The organism is Pseudoalteromonas sp. NZS71, assembly GCF_015864715.1.
Taxonomy (GTDB): domain Bacteria; phylum Pseudomonadota; class Gammaproteobacteria; order Enterobacterales; family Alteromonadaceae; genus Pseudoalteromonas; species Pseudoalteromonas arctica.
Genome location: NZ_JADYWS010000001.1, coordinates 78,681 through 98,064 on the forward strand (window position 1 = coordinate 78,681; position 19,384 = coordinate 98,064).

The window sequence follows — 19,384 nt, forward strand, 5'->3', positions numbered from 1 at the left end:
CCGTTATTGCGCTTGATCGGCTTTAGTAGACGATTGAATTTCAGAAGGATTCACTGGTGCACCAGGGCGGATTTTTTGTAAGCCTTCAACTATTAATTTATCGCCATCCATTAAGCCATCAGTAACAAGCCAATCAGAACCTATTGTGCGGTCTACTTTTAAAACACGGCTTTCTACTGTGTTGTCTTTGCTCACAACCATTGCTGTTGGTTCGCCTTTTGAATTACGGCTAACACCACGTTGCGGAGCTAAAATAGCACCCGCCTTAACACCTTCCACAATAGAAGCTCGGGCATACATGCCTGGCAGTAATAATTTTTCTGGGTTTGAAAATTTAGCACGTAGTATTACTGAGCCAGTACTTGGATCAACTGTCACTTCAGAAAACTGCAATGTGCCTTTATGAGGATAAACAGAACCATCTTCCATAATAAGTTCAACGTCAGTTTGGCTAGTCGAATCAACACTTAGAGCACCTGATGATATTGCTTTTTTAAGTTTGGTAAGCTCATTACTTGATTGTGTTAAATCGATATAAATTGGATCTAACTGAGTCACTGTAGCAAGTGCAGTACTTTGGTTAGCACTAACTAGTGCACCTACAGTTACGCTTGATTTACTAATTTGACCACTAATTGGTGACGACACATGGCTGTAATCAAGGTTAATTTGCGCCGATTTTAACTGCGCTTTAGCCGTTAATAATTCTGCTTTTGCTTGTTTGTATGCAGCATCTGCTTCATCAAAGTCTTGCTGACTTACCGCTTTTATTTTTAAAAGCTCGCTAAAACGAGATGCTTTAGCTTTACTACTTGAAATACTCGCCTGAGCACGTGCTACGCTTGCTTCACTTGCTGCTAAGTCTGCTTCAAATGTCGCAGGGTCTATTTGATACAGTCCTTGGCCTTGTTTAACCTCTTTACCTTCAACAAATAAACGAGATTGCACAATACCACTTACTTGTGGGCGAATTTCAGCAATTTGAAATGCACTGATACGACCAGGAAGTTCTTTTTTGAGAGTAAGCGCTTGGCTTTTTAATGTAAGTACACCCACTGGTACAGCTTTAGGAGCTGAAGCTTGTGACTGCTCAGCAGCCTGATCGCAACCAGTTAAAGCAACAGAACCGACGAGGGCTGACAATACAAATAAAGCGATGCGGGAACGCTGCATGTTAAATACCTTTTAGTTTAGAGTGAACGATCATTCTAAATTAAAACGCGCTGATAATGAATCTTAATTAGAAGAAATTTACACAAACTTACACTCCTCAGTACAATATACGTCTTAGGTTGCATTTAATGTTAATTAGATGAAAATAGAATCAAGACTGTATGAAAATAAAACAACTTAACATATTGAAATAATATCCCATTTTAGAAACAAAGTTTTTAACAGACACAAAAAAGCCAAGCAAATACAGCTTGGCTATTTATATAAAAACTAAAGCACACACCTTATTTTAAAGGATATTAGCACTCTGCGGGTTAATAACCCTTGAAACTAACAACTGCTCTACCCTAATTCCTTCTACATCAACAACTTCAAACTTAAAACCTGAAAAAGTTAAATGCTCCGCACGTTTAGGTATTCGCTTCATATTGTAAATTAAAAAGCCAGCGACCGTTTCATAGTGCATCTGGTCAGGAAATTCTTCTATATCAAGTACTTTTGCTAAATCGGTAATTGGGGTTAAGCCATCTACAAGCCATGAATTTTTATCGCGTTCTATGATTAATTCGTCGCCTTGATGAGTAATTAAATCACCCATAAACCCTTTCATTAAATCTTTTACCGTTACAATGCCCACCGAAAGCGCATATTCGTTTACGACAACAGCAAATGGTTTTGCTGCACTTTTAAACGCATTTAAAGCTTCAGATAAGCTTAGTGTTTCCGGTAAGTAAAAAACATCTTTATCAATGAGATCATCGTTTATATTGGCAGCTTCGCCCTTTAGTACTTGTCGTAAAATATCTTTAGATTCAACAGAGCCATGCAACTTATCTAAATTTCCTGACACCACTAAAAAGTGGTTATGAGGATGGTCAATAATTTTAGTCGCAATATCATGGCTAGATTCGTTTAAATCAAAATATACAATTTGGTCGCGTGGCGTCATTACGCTTGATAAAAATCGCGCTTCTAGGTCAAACACATTGCCAATGAGTTCATATTCTTGCTTTTGCAAACTACCGTATGCAGCACCTGCTTCCATCATGGCAACAATGTCCTCTGTTGTCACATTGTCTTCTCGCTCAGCGGGCACTTTAAATAAGCGCAGCACAAAGTTAGTGACACCATTAAAAAACATCACCAGCGGGGTTAATGCAAAGGTAACCCAGCGCATTATTGTAACCACTCTAACAGCGACCGCTTCTGGCATGATCATCGCTAAACGCTTTGGCATTAAATCGGCGAACAATATAAACAAGGATGTAATAGTAAAAAACGAGAATAAAAAGCTAATTTTTTCTAAATGCGCACCTTGATAAAACAATACCAACACACTTTCAACATAAGGCGATAAGGCCTGCTCGCCCACAATACCACCCAAAATCGCTATCGCGTTGAGTGCTATTTGGATCATGGCAAAAAAAGCCCCTGGATTTTCTTGTAGCTTTAGTACCGCTGCTGCCTTTATATTCCCTTCATCTGCCATTACTCGCAGTTTTATTTTACGCGACGCTGCAATTGCTATTTCTGACATAGCAAACAACGCACTGATCAAGATCAATAAGCTAATCCCGATTAAATCACCCATTTAACGCTCCAAAAAGTTAGTGCTTTTTTAAACAAAAAGCAGCTGGATTATAATCGGTTTTTAAAATGCGGCAATTTATATTTATAAAATATATTAAAGTAATTTAATTTCATGAGGTTACATTGATTAAACTGTTTTTTTAAACTGTTTAATTGCCTTTAAAGGCGACTTTTAATTGAACAACTAAGGCCGGATCCATATTTATATTACAAGCAAAAAATAATGGAGATTGAGCTGTATTTAGATTTAGTAATGGCTCGAGTAGCTCAAGCCTAGGCTCAGTTTTTATTCGATAGCTAAATTGCTTTTTGCTAAGAACAACAAAATCAAGAATATCGTGCCGAGTGCTTATGAGTTTATCTATTTTATCTAGGCTATCGATGAGTAATAAATGCTTGTTCTCACTAAAGCCCCTCTCAAGCAAATAGTGATGACTAAAGTTATCACGCAGTACTGCTATTTTATATTTTTTAGCATCATTGAGAGTATTTAACTTTATACCTCTGGACTTTAGACCATAAATAGCAGAATCAAAGCTTTCCAGTTCACCTACCCAGTTAAACTTACTTTCTCTATTAGGTAGTCGAACAATTGAAAATATACAGGTATTTTTATCGCGTAGCGCTGCATTGTAAGATATGGCCCAACTATGCGCCAACATAGTGTATTTTATACCAGTGCCTTCTAGCGCTTTATGAACTTTATCGACAGAACGGCCAACGAGTTTATTATCTTCATTGAGATACTGAAAGTCCGGAAATACTTCCGTTACTATTGTGATTTCAGTTGCATCAACTTTAATACAGCTAATGAACAATAAAAAGATCAATAATTTCATTCAGCAAGGCCTCAACTAACTCATTATAAGTATTTAATAAATATAGCTGAGGCTTTATGAACTGCTAGTTTTTAGTCATGTAATGCACACTTATACGCTGATAGTGCTAGTATTTATAGCGCATACAGCTTACTTGTTCATCGCACTAATTAAAAAGGCTGAAATTTTAGCGCCTTCTCTAAGTGTCGTTTCAGAGCTTGATTGGCCCACTAAAGAGCTGTCGGTAAATGGCGCTATTTCCATCATATCCGCACCCGTAATCGGAAACTCATCCGCAATGGCTGATAAAATATCAAGCGCATGCTGTGGTGTTAAACCATTATGTTCTGGCGTACCTGTGGCAGATGCAAACTCTGCATCAAGCGCATCAATATCAAAGCTTACGTATACTTCATCAACGTTATCAGCTTTTAATTGTGCAATAGCGTCGGCAGCAACCGCTGCTGCGCCGCACTCAATGATTTCATGTGCCCAATGTTGCTTAACGCCAAAGGTACTTTCCCAGTGCGCTTTAGGCTTGCCACTTGAGCGTATACCAAATTGTATTAAATGATGTGGTGCCGGTAAAAACTCTAAAATATGCGTACACCACGAGCCAAAACATAAATCTATGCCTAGGCGCTCAACAAGTAAATCGGTATGCGCGTCAAAGTGAATAATAGCGGTACGCTTACCTTGCTCACGTTTTGCTTTTAAGTAGGCTTTGGTAAGTGGGTAACTAATTGAGTGATCGCCACCAATACCAAATATCCCTTTATCTTTAAATGTTGCGTAAAAACTGTCGCATACATCCTCTGTGATTGATAACGGACTTACGTAGTAGTCGTTATCTTCATTACCGTATAGGGCTTTTTGGCAATTAGAAATGGTTGCATCATTTAGGTATTTATCATGAAGTAAATGTGGGATTACACGTACATCGCCTAAATCAAACGAGTGACACTGCGGTTGCTGATCAATTAAAGCTGAGCGCACAAACAGTGGCCCCCAGTTTGCACCGCGTAAAATACCACCGCCACAGTCTGAGCTAATACCTAACATAACGGCTTTATGTGGAGAATTTGGTAATTCATTTAAAGACTCGCGCCACAAATTATCAACGTTTTCAGTTTGTCCATAAAGTTTATTACGCAGTGCGGCTTTGCGCTCCTTTGCAGTATTTACTGTGTATACGCCATCACCCGGTGCGCACAAACAGTGCTCAACTTTGTTTTTAAATGCTTCAAATTGTGTGCTCATAATAAACTCCTTCGATTTTTATTCTGTACGTAGCTAATTACTTTTGATTAGTTATGCAAAATCACCAAAAGTGCCTAAACTTCAAATAAATTCCACTTTGCTAAATAAGTCTGAACCTAATATAAATAAACACGTTATCTTTTACGTGCTTAATAAAAATTTAAGCCATTGAATTAATTTAATATTAATGAACATTTACCATAAACTATTTAATTGTAGTTACGCGCTTGGTTGATACTTATTATGTCTGCTTGAACATGTCAACAGCACAACAAGGCTACTTGTATAAGCACTTGATTGAATATTCATAGTTGATGAATAAATCAAATTAGTTCTTAAAATTATTAAGACTTAATTGGAGGAGTTAAGATAAAACGGACAATCGTCCTGTACTTGATAAACGTTTCTAGCAATGATGCTAGATTGACACAATTTATTATAAAAAGGCTTAGCTATGGAAAAGGTATTTCACTTAGGACTATGTATTGACGATCTTAAAGGTGCAAAACTTGCGATTGTACCGGGCGATCCAGATCGTGCTGCACGCATTTCACAATTCCTAGACAACCCAACCTGCCTTGCTCAAACTCGTGAGTTTCATGTTTACTTAGGTCAACTAAACGGCCATTCGGTGGTTGTTTGTTCTACGGGTATTGGTGGTCCATCTACGTCGATTGCAGTAGAAGAATTAGCACAACTTGGCGTGCGTAAATTTTTACGTATTGGTACAACAGGTGCGATTCAGCCACATATCAACGAAGGTGAAATTTTAATTAGCCAAGCGTCTGTACGTTTAGACGGTGCAAGCCAGCATTTTGCTCCTCTTAGCTACCCTGCTGTGTCTGACTTTTATGCAACACAAGCTATGGTACAAGCATGTAAAAACTTAAATATCGATTTTCATATTGGTATTACTGCATCAAGCGATACATTTTATCCAGGACAAGAGCGTTACGATACGCATTCTGGTTACGTTCCTAAATCACTACAAGGTAGCTGCGAAGAGTGGCAAAAACTGGGCGTGATGAACTACGAAATGGAATCAGCAACATTATTTACTATGTGTGCAGCCCTTGGCTTACAAGCAGCATGTGTAGCAGGCGTACTTGTTAATCGTACTCGCCAAGAAATACCAAATGTTGACCATGGTGAAATTGAGCGTAAATCTGTAGCGGTAGTATTAGAAGCGGCTAAAGTATTACTTGATTAATACCAAGTAAACTCAATAGATAAAATTATAAAGCACAGCTCTGGCTGTGCTTTATTGTTTTTAAGAGGTTATTTTAGCTGAGCGCTAATTACTTCTATTGCCGGTAGATTTTTAAAACTTGCAAGTACAGCACGTGCTACACCCGCTTGGTTTTCATGGCCTGCGGTTTCTAAAAGTGTAATTGATTTTACTGTACTTTCGTTAAAGCTAAGCCCTGCGATAAATAATTGGCTAAGTGCACTTTGTAGTGGCGACAAGCTTGGGCTGTATGCTGCGTTTTCTGCGTAACTTCCGTAAAAATCACCATTTTCAAATGTACTAATTTTTACTGCACTAAAGTTTTTACTATAGGGTACGTATGCGTTTAATGCTGTACTTGCTAGTTTTTCATCTAGTTGATCATTTGCAAATACTTGCTGGTGAGGCTCTGGATTAAACAAGCTAAACGCGTTATCTAAATCAGTCGGCCCAAACGAGTGCGGCAGTAATTCTGCCAATTTAAAGTGTTGCTCTGGCAATAAAATATCAAACTCTTTCGCATCAGCGAGTTCGTTCATAAACTGACGACAATACCCACACGGTGCATCGCTAATCGCTATTTTAACTATTTTTTTGGCGCCGTTTAACCATGCGTTATTTATAGCCGATTGCTCTGCATGAACCACTAAACTCAATGCTTGATGATCAAACTCTACATTTGCACCAAAGTAAAAGTTTACCTCATCGTTTTCATCAAGTGCTTTAACAATTGCGCCTACATGAAAATCTGATATCGGCGCAACAGCATACTCAGAAGCCAAAAGTACTAAACCTTGTAATAATGCATCATCAGACACATTGAGTTGTGCGCATAACGCTTTAATATTATTAGAATTTAATATGCCATGTTGTGATTTTAATTGACTACGTAATGACGCTGTTTGCGCTACGTTTAATGTGATGTGAGAATTTGTAAGTGCTGTATCTTGCTGTACAGTAAAAGTTGCTGAAGCCATAACATTTTTTAATTATTCAATGGCTAAGTAGTTTAAAAGGTTAGGATGTTAAATACCAGCCTATTTAACGCAAAAAAAGGGAGCACATCGCGTGCTCCCTTTTAATACCAATAGGTATACCTAACAAAATAAAGTGTTAGCCGGTATTACGCATACCTGCTGCAATACCTGTCATCGTGATCATTAATGCATTATCAATGTCACCTTCGTTGCGTTTTTCCTCTGAGCGAGCACGGCGTAAAAGCTCAACCTGTAGTAAGTTAAGTGGATCGGTGTACGGGTTACGTAAACTAATCGACTCCTTAATCCAAGGTTGTTCGGCTAGTAGGCTTTTTTGCGGGCTAAGTGATTGTACCAAGCTAATGGCTTCTTGAAGCTCTTTTCGAAGTGTTACACCCAGTGGTTTGTACATATCTTCCACCAGCGCATTATCATAATGCTCACTCAACCAACAATCGGCTTTACTAAATACCATTTCTAGCATTTCTAGGCGCGATCTAAAGAACGGCCACTGTAAGCTCATTTCGTTTAGGGTTTCAGCGCCGTACTTATTAAGCGCAGCTTTTAAGCCTGTTAACGCACCTAGCCATGCAGGAAGCATTAAACGGTTTTGGCTCCACGCAAAAATCCATGGAATAGCACGCAGGCTTTCAACGCCACCATTAGGATTACGTTTTGCAGGGCGAGAGCCAAGCGGTAGCTTAGACAGTTCCAGTTCAGGTGTTGCCATTCTAAAGTAAGGTACAAAGTTTTCATCATGGCGAACTACATTACGGTAATGCTCACACGACTCCTCACTTATTAGCTTCATTACTTCGCGCCACTGCGGTTTTGGCTCTGGTGGCGGTAATAAGTTACTTTGCAGAACTGCGCCTGCGTAAATATTTAAGCTTTGCAGTGCTACATCGGGTAAACCAAATTTAAAGCGAATCATCTCGCCTTGCTCGGTTACACGCAAGCCACCTTTTAATGAGCCAGGCGGTTGTGAATGCAGCGCTTGTGCAGCGGGTGCACCACCACGCCCTACTGTACCACCACGTCCGTGGAATAAAACAAGCTCAATACCGCGTGCATCAGCAAGCTGTACTAGTTTATCCATTGCTTCGTACTGCGCCCAACCTGCTGCCATCATGCCAGCATCTTTAGCTGAATCAGAATAACCAATCATTACGTTTTGGGTGTTTTTAATGTGCCCGCGATACCAAACATTATCAAGCAATGTGGTAATTACATCACTGCCTGCGTTTAAATCGTCGAGTGTTTCAAACAACGGTGCTACTGGTAAATCAAAGCTACAGCCACTTTCTTTTAGCAATAGTTGTACTGCTAAGATGTCTGACGCTGTTCGCGCCATCGAAATAATATACAAACCAAATGTTGCTTCGTCTTGCTTGGCAATTACATCAAAGGTATCAAGTACTTCTTGTACATCTGGGCTTGGTTGCCAATGTTTTGGAATAAGCGGTCTGCGCGAGTTAAGCTCTGCAAGTAAAAATGCTTGTTTGTCTTGCTCTTGCCATTGGTTGTAGTCGCCTAAACCTAAGTAACGAGTCAGTTCTGAAAACACATCGCCGTGGCGAGACGAATCTTGGCGCACATCAAGTTTAGCTAAACGCAAACCAAAGCTATTTATACGGTGCAGTAAATCAAGTAATAAGCCATCCGCAACTACTTTCATATTACACTTTAATAACGAGCGATAGCACACTTCAACTGGGTGCTTAAGCTGATTAATATTAGTAATTAAATCTTGTGAATCGCTGCGCTTATTTTTAATTTTAGCACCTAAGTGCGCCACTGTTTCTGCAACTTGGTTTTTAAGCTTTTTGATTACCGCTCTATATGGTTCAAACTCTTGCCCTGCAAGCTCAACAAGCTCATCACTGGCATCTGACATAGAGAGTTCAGCGCACAACGTTTTTAAATCTTGAATGTATAAGTTAAGTGCCATCCAACGACCATGATCAAGCACTTCTTTTGTTACCTGCGATGTTACAAATGGATTACCATCACGGTCTCCACCCATCCACGATGTAAACTCAATTGGGCTGTAATCTATTGGTAACTCTAAGCTCAACTGGTCTTTAACATTCGCTGAAAATTCACGTAAAAAGCGCGGAACCGCATGCCACAGGCTATTTTCTATTACTGCATAGCCCCATTTGGCTTCATCAACTGGCGTTGGGCGAGAGCGACGAATATCGTCGGTATGCCAAGCTTGGCTAATCAGCTGTTCAATACGATTTAAAATATTGTCCCGCTCTTGCACTAAGTTATCTTTTCGCTCTAATGACGCTAAGCAATCACTTAGTTCAACGTGTTTGTTAATAATAGTACGGCGCGTAACCTCGGTTGGGTGAGCGGTCAATACTAAGTTTATGTGGAGTTTTGAGAGTGTTTCGGCCAAATGATTACTGTCTAACTGGCCTTGTTCTGCTTTTGTAGCTAACGTTTTTAATGTTTGAGTGAGAGGGTTTTGTTGACCAAGGCCAACGTCATTAAAACGCGAAACGGTATGAAATTGCTCTGCTACATTAGCAAGGTTTAAAAAATGATTAAATGAACGGGCAACCGGTAAAAGCTCTTCATCACTAAGCGCATGTAAAACATCTATTAGCGCTTGTCTGTCGTCTTCGTTACCACTGCGAGATGATTTTGATAAAGCACGAATTTCTTCCACTTTATCTAAAATCGCTTGACCTTGGGCATCTTTGATTGTTTGTCCTAGTAGTTGCCCTAGTAAATTTACATTACCTCGCAAGGCGGCGTATTGTTCACTCATTTATCAGTCTCCATTTTTTCGTAGGACACTATTAATATCATCATGAAGAGATATTTAATAGATCCATTTGCAATGTCTTGTCGTAAAAAAGTATATATAAAATAATCACAAAGCATTCACATGATCATTTTTTACGATGGTAACTGCCCTCTTTGTAGCACCGAAATGCAGCAACTAAAACACGCTGATAACAAAAACTTAATTACGCTTGAAGATCTTAACGCGAGCGACTTCAGTGAGCGCTACCCGTATATTGATAAAGACAAAGCAATGAACTACCTGCAAGCTCAAAAGCGATCAGGTGAAATGATTTATGGGCTTGATGTAACTTACGAAGCATGGAAAATAGTGGGTAAACACAGCTGGTTGAAAATTTTTCGCTTGCCAATAATTCGCTTTTTCGCTGACTGCGGATACCTATTATTTGCTAAGTATCGGCACCCCATCAGTCGCTTTTTAATGCCAAATACTCAGTGCAGTAACGGCCAATGTGGACTAAAAGCAAAAGGTGATAAATGAAAACTATTGTTTTATTCGGCGCAAGCAGTGCCATAGCAAATGCATATATAGAACATCTACAAATAAACACGCCTACTCATCAGATCGTTTGTATTAGTTCAAAAAGTATTGAGTCTGGCTCAAGTGTTGTCCACCTGCATACTGACTACACAAAGCAAAGTTTAGTGCGCGTTACTAATTACCTAAAAGAGCAAAATGCCGATATACAACAAGTTATTATATTCAATGGTACACTGCACAACGAAACCCATATGCCCGAAAAAAAGCTGGAGGATTTAGACGCTGAGTATTTTAGCCAACTTCTAAATTCAAACACTCTAACTCCCCTACTTTGCTTACAGAGCGTATTACCGCTATTAACCCACAAAACGCAGTGTACTATTACTGCATTAAGTGCGCGCGTAGGCAGCATAAACGACAATAAATTAGGTGGTTGGTATACTTACCGCGCATCTAAAGCGGCGCTTAACATGCTATTTAAAACCGCTGCTATAGAGCTTGCTCGTCGTGCTAAAAATACCAAACTCATTCTGTTTCACCCTGGCACTACCGATACAGCACTTTCAAAGCCCTTTCAAAAAAATGTACCCGAAGGCAAATTATTTACGCCTGAATTTGTAGCCAAGCAACTATTTGAATTAACAAACAATAACCCTGACTTAAAACTAAACGGTGAGCCTGCTTATTTAGACTGGCAAGGCTCAACCATACCGTGGTAAGGATTTTTAATGCATTTTACTAAAGCGCGTATAGACGCACTTGAAAAACATACCCGCACACATTTAATTAATTCCCTTTCGGGTTTTAAAAGCGCTAATTTAATTGGCACGCAAGACTTACTCGGCAATACCAACTTGTCGATTGTAAGCTCGGTTATTCACCTTGGGGCTAACCCACCGTTAGTCGCCATGATTATGCGCCCTCATAGTGTGCCGCGTCATACGTTTGAAAATATTTTACAAACGGGCACTTACACTATTAATCAAGTAAATAAGTCGATTTATAAGCAAGCTCATCAAACCTCAGCTCGGTACGATAAAGACGAGTCTGAGTTTGATGCTACAGGCTTAACTCCTGAATACTTAAACGACTTTGCAGCGCCTTTTGTAAAAGAAAGCCGCTTAAAGTACTCGGTTAAACTTGTAGAAAACCAACATTTAGCCATCAATGGGACTGAGCTCGTTATTGGCGAAATTATGGATGTTTTTGTTGATAAAGCCGCGCTGCAAAGCGATGGTTTCCTAGATTTACAAGCAATAGAAACAGTGGCAGTAACCGGGCTTGATAGCTACCACACAAGCAATAAACTCACGCGTTTACCTTACGCTAAAAAATAATATGACCATTTAAGAGGCTATAAACTATTAGCCTCTTATCGCATAACATTGAATTTTACCTTGGTATTAATCACACTAGCTAAAAATCCAAGGAGAAAAATATGACTACCATCGGTATTGGTACACAATCGAGCGAGCAAGCGTTGGCAAGCCTAAGTAATATGACGCAAACGCTAACCCCTATTGCTGCTGACGAACATTTAGAGCGCATAGCCAAAGCGCAAGCGTATATGCTAGCAAACAACATAGATGCAATTTATTTAAACGCTGGCACCAACCTTACCTACTTTACAGGCATGAAATGGTACGCGAGCGAGCGCATGGTTGGCGCGATATTACCCGCCCTTGGTGAAGTACAATACATTGCGCCTTATTTCGAAATTGGTTCACTAAACGGGTTTAAAGTAATAGAGGGGCCTATTCATGGGTGGCAAGAGCACGAAAACCCTTATGCACTTTTTGTTGAAGTACTAAAAAAACTAAACATTAATGAAAACGCAACCATTGGCATTGATGAAAGCGCACAATTTTTTATATTCGACGGCATTAATAAAGCGCAAACGGGTTTAACACTCATAAACGCACAACCTGTAACGGCGCATTGCCGTATGCATAAATCAATTCACGAGCTTAGCTTAATGCAGCGCGCAATGGATATGACCTTAGCCGTGCATCAAGCCACAGCAAGCATGCTTTATGAGGGAATAACCACCACCGAAGTAGAAGCCTTTATTAAGCAAGCACATCAAAAAGTAGGCGCACCAGGTAACTATTTTTGTATTGTTTTATTTGGTGTTGCAACGTCTTTTCCGCACGGTGTTAAAGACGCGCAAGTGCTTAAAAAAGGCGATATGGTATTAATAGATACCGGCTGTAAAGTACACGATTACCTATCAGATATAACCCGTACCTATGTATTTGGCGAACCAACAATGCGCCAACGCATGTTTTGGGATCATGAAAAAGCAGCGCAAATGGCTGCGTTTAATGCCGCTAAAATTGGTGCTACCTGCGAAGACGTAGACGCTGGCGCACGTACTTATTTAGCGGCGCAAGGGCTAGGTCCGCATTACCAAACACCGGGTTGCCCGCATCGAACTGGTCACGGCATTGGGCTAGACATTCATGAATGGCCATACCTAGTTGGCGGTGATAAAACCCCACTTGCCCCAGGCATGTGCTTTAGTAACGAGCCAATGTTAGTTATACCTGATGAATTTGGCGTACGTTTAGAAGATCATTTTTACATGACCGACAACGGCCCTCATTGGTTTACACAACCAAGTTATAGTATTGACGACCCATTTGGGCTTAACGCTTAAAACTGAATACCTTCAAGAGCAGCTGTTTAGTTGCTCTTTTTAGTTTGGTATTGATAAAGCTAAATTAATCCCAATATCCTTTTTTATACTTAGTTATAAGCAATCCTCAAAAGGATAAATATGAAAAACTTTAAAATTGATATCGTTTCAGACGTAATGTGCCCTTGGTGTGTAGTGGGTTATAAAAACCTAGAAACTGCACTAGAGCAACTTAAAGACGAAATGAGCGCAGATATTACGTGGCATCCTTTTGAACTAAATCCAGATATGCCAATTGAAGGTCAAGACTTAAACGAACATTTAATGCAAAAGTACAACCTAAGTGAAGAACAAGGCGACGAAAATCGTAAAAACATGTTCGAAGCCGGTCAGCGTGCTGGGTTTACCTTTAATTTTGATGGCAAACGCATCATGATCAACAGCTTTGATTTGCATCGTTTATTAATGTGGGCACGTGAAGAAGGTAAACAAACGAAGCTAAAACTCGCCTTTTTTGAAGCGCACTTCACAGATTTAAAATACTTAAACCAAGAAGAAGCGTTGCTCGACGTTGTTGAAAAAGTGGGTCTTGATAAAGAAACTGCGCGCGGTATTCTACATTCAGACAAATACGTACAAGACGTACGCCAAGAGCAAGACAACTTTAAACAGATGGGTATTACGTCAGTACCTACATTTATCATAAACGATAAATATGCACTTACTGGCGGACAACCAAGCGACTCATTCATTCAAGCACTTAAACAAATTAGTGAAGAAGAAGCTAAGCAAGACGCTTAATACACAAATAAAGTTTAAAATTAAGAAAGGCTGCACATTGCAGCCTTTCTTGTATATTCATCAGTGCAAAAAAATACAAATTTATTATTTACCTTGAATCTCTTTTGGTGTCATTATAGAAACGACATCTAAAAAATCGATAACAATACCTATAAAGGGATTTATAATGAAATATATAATTACAACATTGACGTCACTGTTTCTTTTAACCGCATGTTCGACAACACCTCTACCTGATAGCCCTAACTCTACGCTAATAATGCCCAGCCCTCCGGAGTATCCAATTAAAAGTGTCCGTGAAAAAATTGAAGGTAGTGTGACAATGTCTTTTGATGTAAATACATCTGGTAAGCCCATTAATATTAAAGTGATTAAAGCTGAGCCTGTGAAAATTTTTGATAAAGCAGCGATTCGCTCTCTTTCTAAATGGCGTTACGCACCTAAAGTAGTTAATGGTATTGCGGTAGTTGATGAAGACTTAGAAATGACTATAGATTTTAATTTAGCAAAATAATAACTAACTCATTTTGACTAAAAGGGAACATTCATTTGTGTCTTCATAATTTCCTTTATTTATTAATACTTATCAATAAAATAACCTAATTTATATGCGACTAAAAATGTAACTATCAGTATAGCCAAGGATATACTCAACCTTTTGAAGGCAATTAATTTCATTTCAATAGGATTCATTAAAGCAGCTAATAAATTGCCGAGCACACTTAAAAATGATATTAAGAATAAAAATAAAAGGACAAAACCAATAATTGTTTCAATCATTTAATTACCATGTATAGATCCTTGGTTGTTTAATAGCTGCTTCAATAATTAAAATAGACTGTCACGTTATTTGGACTAACAAAACTGTGCTACTAAATTTACTTTTTAAACTTAGAGTTCATCTTTTTCCTTTCCATTTTTCCCTAAGAAATAGGGGTAGGTGTAAGTGTTATTTAGCATTGGCATTGGCATTGGCATTGGCATTGGCATTGGCATTGGCATTGGCATTGGCATTGGCAGAAAATAAAAAACTAATAAATACTCTAAATAACATTTTATTTAATATCCTTATTAAAAATAAACCTCATCACCTAAAAACAAAAAGACCTGACTCTATTTATTTACTTTTTCTTGAAGCTGTAAATAAAATAAAAGTTATCACTTTTCTTATGTAAGCATAGGCCCTCTTTAGAAATAGGGTTACAAGTGTTTGTGAAGGTATTTTTATCTATATTATCCTTACTCTTGCTTGCTATAGCATAGGTAAACTTAAAGTCTTTAGTATCTTTTCTAATAACCTCTAAACCATAAATCCCATATGAGTTTCTTTTTCCAGATAAAACCCCAATTTCGCTTGCTATCTTAGTGATCTCATATAGCTCCACATCGATTTTTTTTAAATCACTACTGACTAAAGGAAAGTTGCTTCCTGCTATATATTCATTTGGGTTTTCTTTTAAATATTTCAATATTGCAATTAATTCTTTATGATTATTAGAAACTATTTTAGAAGCTATATTTTCACTTTCTAAAATTAAACTCTCACTTATAGCTTCGTAATTTTCATCCGCTCCACACGACACTAATAGAAAAAAACTGAATAATATGTAAAGTCTAAAAATCAACATGACTTACCCCTCCCATTTTTTCATATTCTGCCCATATTGGAATAAATTAAGATGACACCCACCCTAATTCTTAGTTCGTCAAAGTGTAAATTTAGGATAGGTGATGAGAAGGACGCTTGCTAAGACGCGTCAATTGCTAAACAGTTTAGATAAACTAAGTACGATAAAGCACTTTAATAACATGCCAGCCGAATTTTGTTTTAACTAGGTGAGGCTCTAAAATTGCGCCTTTAAACGCAATTTTATCGAACTGTGGAACCATTTGGCCGCGTCCAAATTCACCTAAGTCTCCGCCTTTTTTGCCCGATGGGCATGACGAATACTTTTTAGCTAAGGTTTGAAACTTTGCACCTTTACCCAATTGCTTAATAATATCTTCTGCAATTTCTTTGTGCTTAACCAAAATGTGAAGTGCATGTGCTGTGTTTGCCATTAAAAAAGCCTTTTATACCGTTAGCTAAAATTAAACGCGGCGATTTTAGCACAGCCACCTAAACCTAGCATCTACTTATAGCTAACCAATCTAATAATTGGCAACACTCAATAGTATACTTTAATTCACGAAACCTGATATTTGATCTAAGCAGCTATATTCAGGGTCTGAGAATGGGCTTAACCTAGTTACTTTCCTTATTCGTGGTGCTTTACTTTTTTCATGGTTGGAAATAACGCCCTCCACTAAAAGCATTCTATTGCTACAACGCTTAACAAACCCCTCCGTTACATCACCGTAAAATGGGAATACTAAGTATTGCTTTGACATATTCTCTAAAGCTGCACGATCTTCATAAAAATCAAGGTGTCCATAATATCCAACTAAGCACACTTTAGTTCCAATCAGCTCACTTTGATTCTTAAACAGTTGACCCCATGATACTTTTTTACATTCAATATTTTCCTGTAAAGGAAATGCTTTTACAGAAAAAACAGCTACTATTAAAAATAACAATTTAGACATAGATATAAATTTTTTCATATTTTCCTCCTATGTTTACAATAAGAAAAATTATACATTTGGCTTCTATTAATTTTCGGGGAGGATAGCCCTATAACGCATCCGTACACTCTAACCTGAGAGGCCTAGCCATTTTATAACCTATCAATTTGTATAAATTAATACCTCAAGATTAGCAGTAATCAACCAAAGGCAAGAAGAAAAAACCCTAACAGCTGACCGATGCATAAGCAGCTTATATTGCATCATTGCGGTTATTCCACTGCTTAAAGTATTTGTCTAATGGAGCACTATGATTCAAAACATTAGTAAATTTCTTTACCTGCGTTCAGGTTAAATAATGTTTAGCATCCTCTGGGTTGGGAATTCTGCAATACTGATATTTTCCAAATAACGAATACCTATTTAAAGCAACCCTATCGTATAACCAATTATTAAACCTATTTGGCAAAATACTAAATACGTTTGCTAGTTTATATGGGTAACCTAGCTGCTTAACAACATTAAAAAAAGCATGGCTTTGCGTATACGCTTTACTGTTTTCTAGGTAAACCATTGAGGCATATTCACTTGTTGAAAAACCAAAATGTGTTAACAACAGTTCTCCTTTTGGAGATTGCACGCTGCATAATTTAAAAATGGTATTAGTGTCGTGAGCAATAATAAAGTTACACCACGCGCTGCAAAGCTTACATTGCGCATCAAATAATATAATTTTTTGATTTTGCATTAGTGTAGCTGCATCATCGCTCATAACACTTTCCTTAAATTAAGTACTAAATTACTGCTGCACCGGCTTTTTTTGTAACTTGCGCTGCAAAGTACGTCTATGCATATTAAGTTGCCGCGCGGTAACCGACACATTGCCATTATTACTGTGCAGTACTTGTTGAATATGCTCCCACTCTAAGCGCTCCGGCGACATAACTGCATCATCAATAACATTCGATGCCGATGCCACAGGCTCGGTGTTAAGCGCTTTTAATAATGTTGCCATATCAACCGGTTTAGTAAGGTAATCGTTTGCGCCTAAACGCATTGCCTCTACTGCGGTTGCTATACTTGCAAACCCAGTTAGTAAAACAATATGAGTTTGGGGGAGCAAACTACGCAGCGGCTTTATGAGTGCAAGTCCGTTATCGTCACCTAGTTTCATGTCTAATAAAAAAAAGTCGGGCAATAGTTTACGCGCGGTAAGTAACGCATCACTTTGATTATGCGCCACCTCACAGGTAAAGCCCTGTTTAGTTAAACGCCTTGCCAGTGTGCTGGCTAAATTTATGTCGTCTTCAATTATAAGTAACTTCATGAGGCGTTATTCTCAGTGTTTATAATAGCGAGTTTAACTTTGGCAACAGCGCCGCCATCGGTATGGTTAAACAAGGTAAGTGAGCCATTTAAACGTTCAAAAGTAACATTTGATAAAAGCACAGCAATCCCCATCCCTTGATCGCTTGGCATAAGTTGCCCGCCCAGCTCTGCTAATTGCGATGATGAAAAGCCAGGGCCAAAATCGCGAATTAACAAGTAAACGTATTCACTATGTAAGTTATCTTGCTGCCAACTCAGCTCTAATTGAGCTTGACCTTGTTTTTGATTAGCGAGCGCGGCGTTTTGCAATAAATTTAAAATAGCAGGCAATAACATCGCATCACTCAATAGCGTTGCCGCAATAGGTGGCGTAATCCATTTAATTTGTTGATAAGGGTATTGCAGTAAAAGTGTATCTGTAATTTGTGTTTGCAGTTGCTTTACCGTCACATGTTCTTGTGAATTTTTAAGGCGTAACTGCTCCGAGAGCTTTCTAAAGTCGTTAAGTTGTGTACTGCACTGAGTAAGCGGCGCTTGCATGTGCTTAATAATAGGATTGTTTGGTTGCTCTTCTAATAGCTCTTCAAACAAGAACTGTAAGTTTGCAATTGGGGTCGCTAGTTGATGGGTGATTTGTGCAGCGGCCCCATCAAGGGTAACAAGCTGTTCATTACGCAATTGTTTTTCACGCACGTTTGCAATAATTCGCTCTCGCTCTTTAAGTGCCCTGCTCATTGCGCCAATCACTAATGCGATTACGCTGGCACTTAAAACAAAATTGACCCACATGCCAATAAAGTGACCACTCATATTCATTTGATGCATACTGTGATCGGGCATCTTAATCAGTAGCAAACTGTATGCGGCAATGGCTAATACCGCAATATAAGCTAATCCTTTTTCTCGCAGCGTAACAGCAGCTATCATTATCGGGAGCAATAACAGTGATACAAATGCATTAGTTGCACCACCGCTTAGCGATAGCAAAACCGTTAAAAATAGTACGTCGGCAGTTAGCTGCATCAACATACCCAAAGGTTTAGCACGGCTTACATTACGATAGGCAAACAGGCTAATAAGCTGAAACACAGCCTCAACGGCAATAACAATAAGTAAAGGCAGTAATGCAATTTGATGTTCTAATAAAAAATAAACGCTAAGCACCGCAATTAATTGCACCGCAATTGCGCCGCTTCGCAGCATTAATAATCGACTAATGGTGGGGTCGGTACGCATTAACAAGAGGTTATTGCCCAATCAAATGTTTAATAAGGTTATTTTAACGGTTATATGATTTTTAATCATCATCCATCGAAATTGAAAACGGCGCACAAGGCGTTCCTTGATGAAACACCATTTGCCATTGCTCGCCTTGTTTACGCCAAAGCGACATACGCAATGAATAATTAAATTCACTGCGAGCAGAGCGCCTATAAGCAGCTTGATAACTAAGTTGCACTACATCATCGCTTAGCATTCGGCCCTTAAAATGCTGATTATAAAACTGTGGCACAACCTCGGTAGGTAAACGAGTTAGTACTTGGTATTTATTAAATGTAGTGCCATTGGCAGCAATTTCGATAAATTCATCATCGAGTAAAGCATCTAATGCGCGCTCAGATTGGCGAACTTCTGGGTCGAGTAACTGGCGCTCAGCGTCAATTAAATGATTAAATAACGACACTTTTATTTTGCTGCTCATAA

The 19,384-nt window shown here is 38.7% G+C and carries 21 protein-coding genes; 7 read left to right on the forward strand and 14 right to left on the reverse strand.

The features are described 5' to 3' along the window. Positions 1–3: 3 nt before the first annotated feature. From I6E85_RS00330 to I6E85_RS00345, 4 genes are all read right to left on the reverse strand, one after another. Positions 4–1,173 carry an efflux RND transporter periplasmic adaptor subunit gene (locus I6E85_RS00330; RefSeq protein WP_024591831.1) on the reverse strand — a complete coding sequence of 390 codons (1,170 nt, stop codon included), beginning with the start codon at positions 1,171–1,173 and terminating at the stop codon, positions 4–6. Positions 1,174–1,462: 289 nt separating this feature from the next. Next, complete coding sequence (locus I6E85_RS00335; protein WP_007582388.1) at positions 1,463–2,764, reverse strand: hemolysin family protein; 1,302 nt, start codon at positions 2,762–2,764, stop codon at positions 1,463–1,465. Positions 2,765–2,912: 148 nt separating this feature from the next. Beyond that, positions 2,913–3,602 (reverse strand): transporter substrate-binding domain-containing protein, encoded by a 690-nt coding sequence (locus I6E85_RS00340; protein WP_024591832.1) that lies wholly within the window; start codon positions 3,600–3,602, stop codon positions 2,913–2,915. Positions 3,603–3,731: 129 nt separating this feature from the next. Further along, positions 3,732–4,841 carry an arginase family protein gene (locus I6E85_RS00345; protein ID WP_024591833.1) on the reverse strand — a complete coding sequence of 370 codons (1,110 nt, stop codon included), beginning with the start codon at positions 4,839–4,841 and terminating at the stop codon, positions 3,732–3,734. Positions 4,842–5,295: 454 nt separating this feature from the next. On the opposite strand from I6E85_RS00345, the gene udp reads away from it, so the two are divergent. After that, positions 5,296–6,051, forward strand: a complete 756-nt coding sequence (gene udp / locus I6E85_RS00350) for a uridine phosphorylase (protein ID WP_007582384.1) — start codon at positions 5,296–5,298, stop codon at positions 6,049–6,051. Positions 6,052–6,119: 68 nt separating this feature from the next. On the opposite strand, the gene cdd is transcribed toward udp, so the two are convergent. Beyond that, entirely contained in the window at positions 6,120–7,046 is a 927-nt protein-coding gene (cdd, locus tag I6E85_RS00355; protein WP_024591834.1) for a cytidine deaminase, read from the reverse strand. A 136-nt stretch (positions 7,047–7,182) separates the two neighbouring features. Further along, on the reverse strand, positions 7,183–9,828 hold the full coding sequence (ppc, locus tag I6E85_RS00360) for a phosphoenolpyruvate carboxylase (RefSeq protein WP_007582382.1): 2,646 nt from the start codon (positions 9,826–9,828) through the stop codon (positions 7,183–7,185). A gap of 120 nt (positions 9,829–9,948) precedes the next feature. Between ppc and I6E85_RS00365 the strand changes: the two genes are divergently transcribed. The 6 genes from I6E85_RS00365 (at position 9,949) to I6E85_RS00390 (ending at position 14,300) form a co-directional block, all read left to right on the forward strand. Further along, entirely contained in the window at positions 9,949–10,347 is a 399-nt protein-coding gene (locus I6E85_RS00365; protein WP_024591835.1) for a thiol-disulfide oxidoreductase DCC family protein, read from the forward strand. Further along, on the forward strand, positions 10,344–11,066 hold the full coding sequence (locus I6E85_RS00370; protein ID WP_024591836.1) for an SDR family NAD(P)-dependent oxidoreductase: 723 nt from the start codon (positions 10,344–10,346) through the stop codon (positions 11,064–11,066). Before I6E85_RS00365 ends, I6E85_RS00370 begins: the two co-directional genes overlap by 4 nt. Before the next feature lie 9 nt (positions 11,067–11,075). Then, positions 11,076–11,684 carry a flavin reductase family protein gene (locus I6E85_RS00375; RefSeq protein WP_024591837.1) on the forward strand — a complete coding sequence of 203 codons (609 nt, stop codon included), beginning with the start codon at positions 11,076–11,078 and terminating at the stop codon, positions 11,682–11,684. A gap of 101 nt (positions 11,685–11,785) precedes the next feature. Beyond that, a complete protein-coding gene (locus tag I6E85_RS00380) occupies positions 11,786–13,006 on the forward strand; it encodes a Xaa-Pro peptidase family protein (RefSeq protein ID WP_024591838.1) in 1,221 nt (406 codons plus the stop codon). A 120-nt stretch (positions 13,007–13,126) separates the two neighbouring features. Beyond that, positions 13,127–13,786: a DsbA family oxidoreductase gene (locus tag I6E85_RS00385; RefSeq protein WP_024591839.1), complete on the forward strand. Its 660-nt coding sequence runs from the start codon at positions 13,127–13,129 to the stop codon at positions 13,784–13,786. Positions 13,787–13,952: 166 nt separating this feature from the next. Beyond that, complete coding sequence (locus I6E85_RS00390; RefSeq protein WP_024591840.1) at positions 13,953–14,300, forward strand: energy transducer TonB; 348 nt, start codon at positions 13,953–13,955, stop codon at positions 14,298–14,300. 62 nt (positions 14,301–14,362) lie between these two features. Here the strand turns inward: I6E85_RS00390 and I6E85_RS00395 are convergent, their stop codons facing one another. The 8 genes from I6E85_RS00395 to I6E85_RS00430 all read right to left on the reverse strand — a co-directional run bounded on the left by I6E85_RS00395 (position 14,363) and on the right by I6E85_RS00430 (position 19,382). Then, positions 14,363–14,566, reverse strand: coding sequence for a hypothetical protein (locus I6E85_RS00395; protein ID WP_024591841.1), 204 nt, complete (start codon positions 14,564–14,566; stop codon positions 14,363–14,365). A 341-nt stretch (positions 14,567–14,907) separates the two neighbouring features. Beyond that, the gene (locus tag I6E85_RS00400) at positions 14,908–15,414 is read right to left on the reverse strand and encodes a hypothetical protein (RefSeq protein ID WP_024591842.1); all 507 of its coding nucleotides are present in this window, start codon (positions 15,412–15,414) and stop codon (positions 14,908–14,910) included. A 154-nt stretch (positions 15,415–15,568) separates the two neighbouring features. After that, positions 15,569–15,847, reverse strand: a complete 279-nt coding sequence (locus I6E85_RS00405; protein WP_008171402.1) for a peptidylprolyl isomerase — start codon at positions 15,845–15,847, stop codon at positions 15,569–15,571. Between the two features lie 120 nt (positions 15,848–15,967). Further along, complete coding sequence (locus I6E85_RS00410) at positions 15,968–16,390, reverse strand: hypothetical protein (RefSeq protein WP_197236449.1); 423 nt, start codon at positions 16,388–16,390, stop codon at positions 15,968–15,970. Between the two features lie 307 nt (positions 16,391–16,697). After that, positions 16,698–17,123 (reverse strand): thiol-disulfide oxidoreductase DCC family protein, encoded by a 426-nt coding sequence (locus I6E85_RS00415; protein WP_024591844.1) that lies wholly within the window; start codon positions 17,121–17,123, stop codon positions 16,698–16,700. Between the two features lie 27 nt (positions 17,124–17,150). Beyond that, positions 17,151–17,678 (reverse strand): response regulator transcription factor, encoded by a 528-nt coding sequence (locus tag I6E85_RS00420; protein WP_024591845.1) that lies wholly within the window; start codon positions 17,676–17,678, stop codon positions 17,151–17,153. After that, positions 17,675–18,916 (reverse strand): HAMP domain-containing sensor histidine kinase, encoded by a 1,242-nt coding sequence (locus I6E85_RS00425; RefSeq protein WP_029769958.1) that lies wholly within the window; start codon positions 18,914–18,916, stop codon positions 17,675–17,677. The genes I6E85_RS00420 and I6E85_RS00425 overlap by 4 nt, the downstream gene beginning before the upstream one ends. A 61-nt stretch (positions 18,917–18,977) precedes the next feature. Beyond that, complete coding sequence (locus I6E85_RS00430) at positions 18,978–19,382, reverse strand: DUF4440 domain-containing protein (RefSeq protein WP_008171412.1); 405 nt, start codon at positions 19,380–19,382, stop codon at positions 18,978–18,980. Positions 19,383–19,384: the final 2 nt, after the last annotated feature.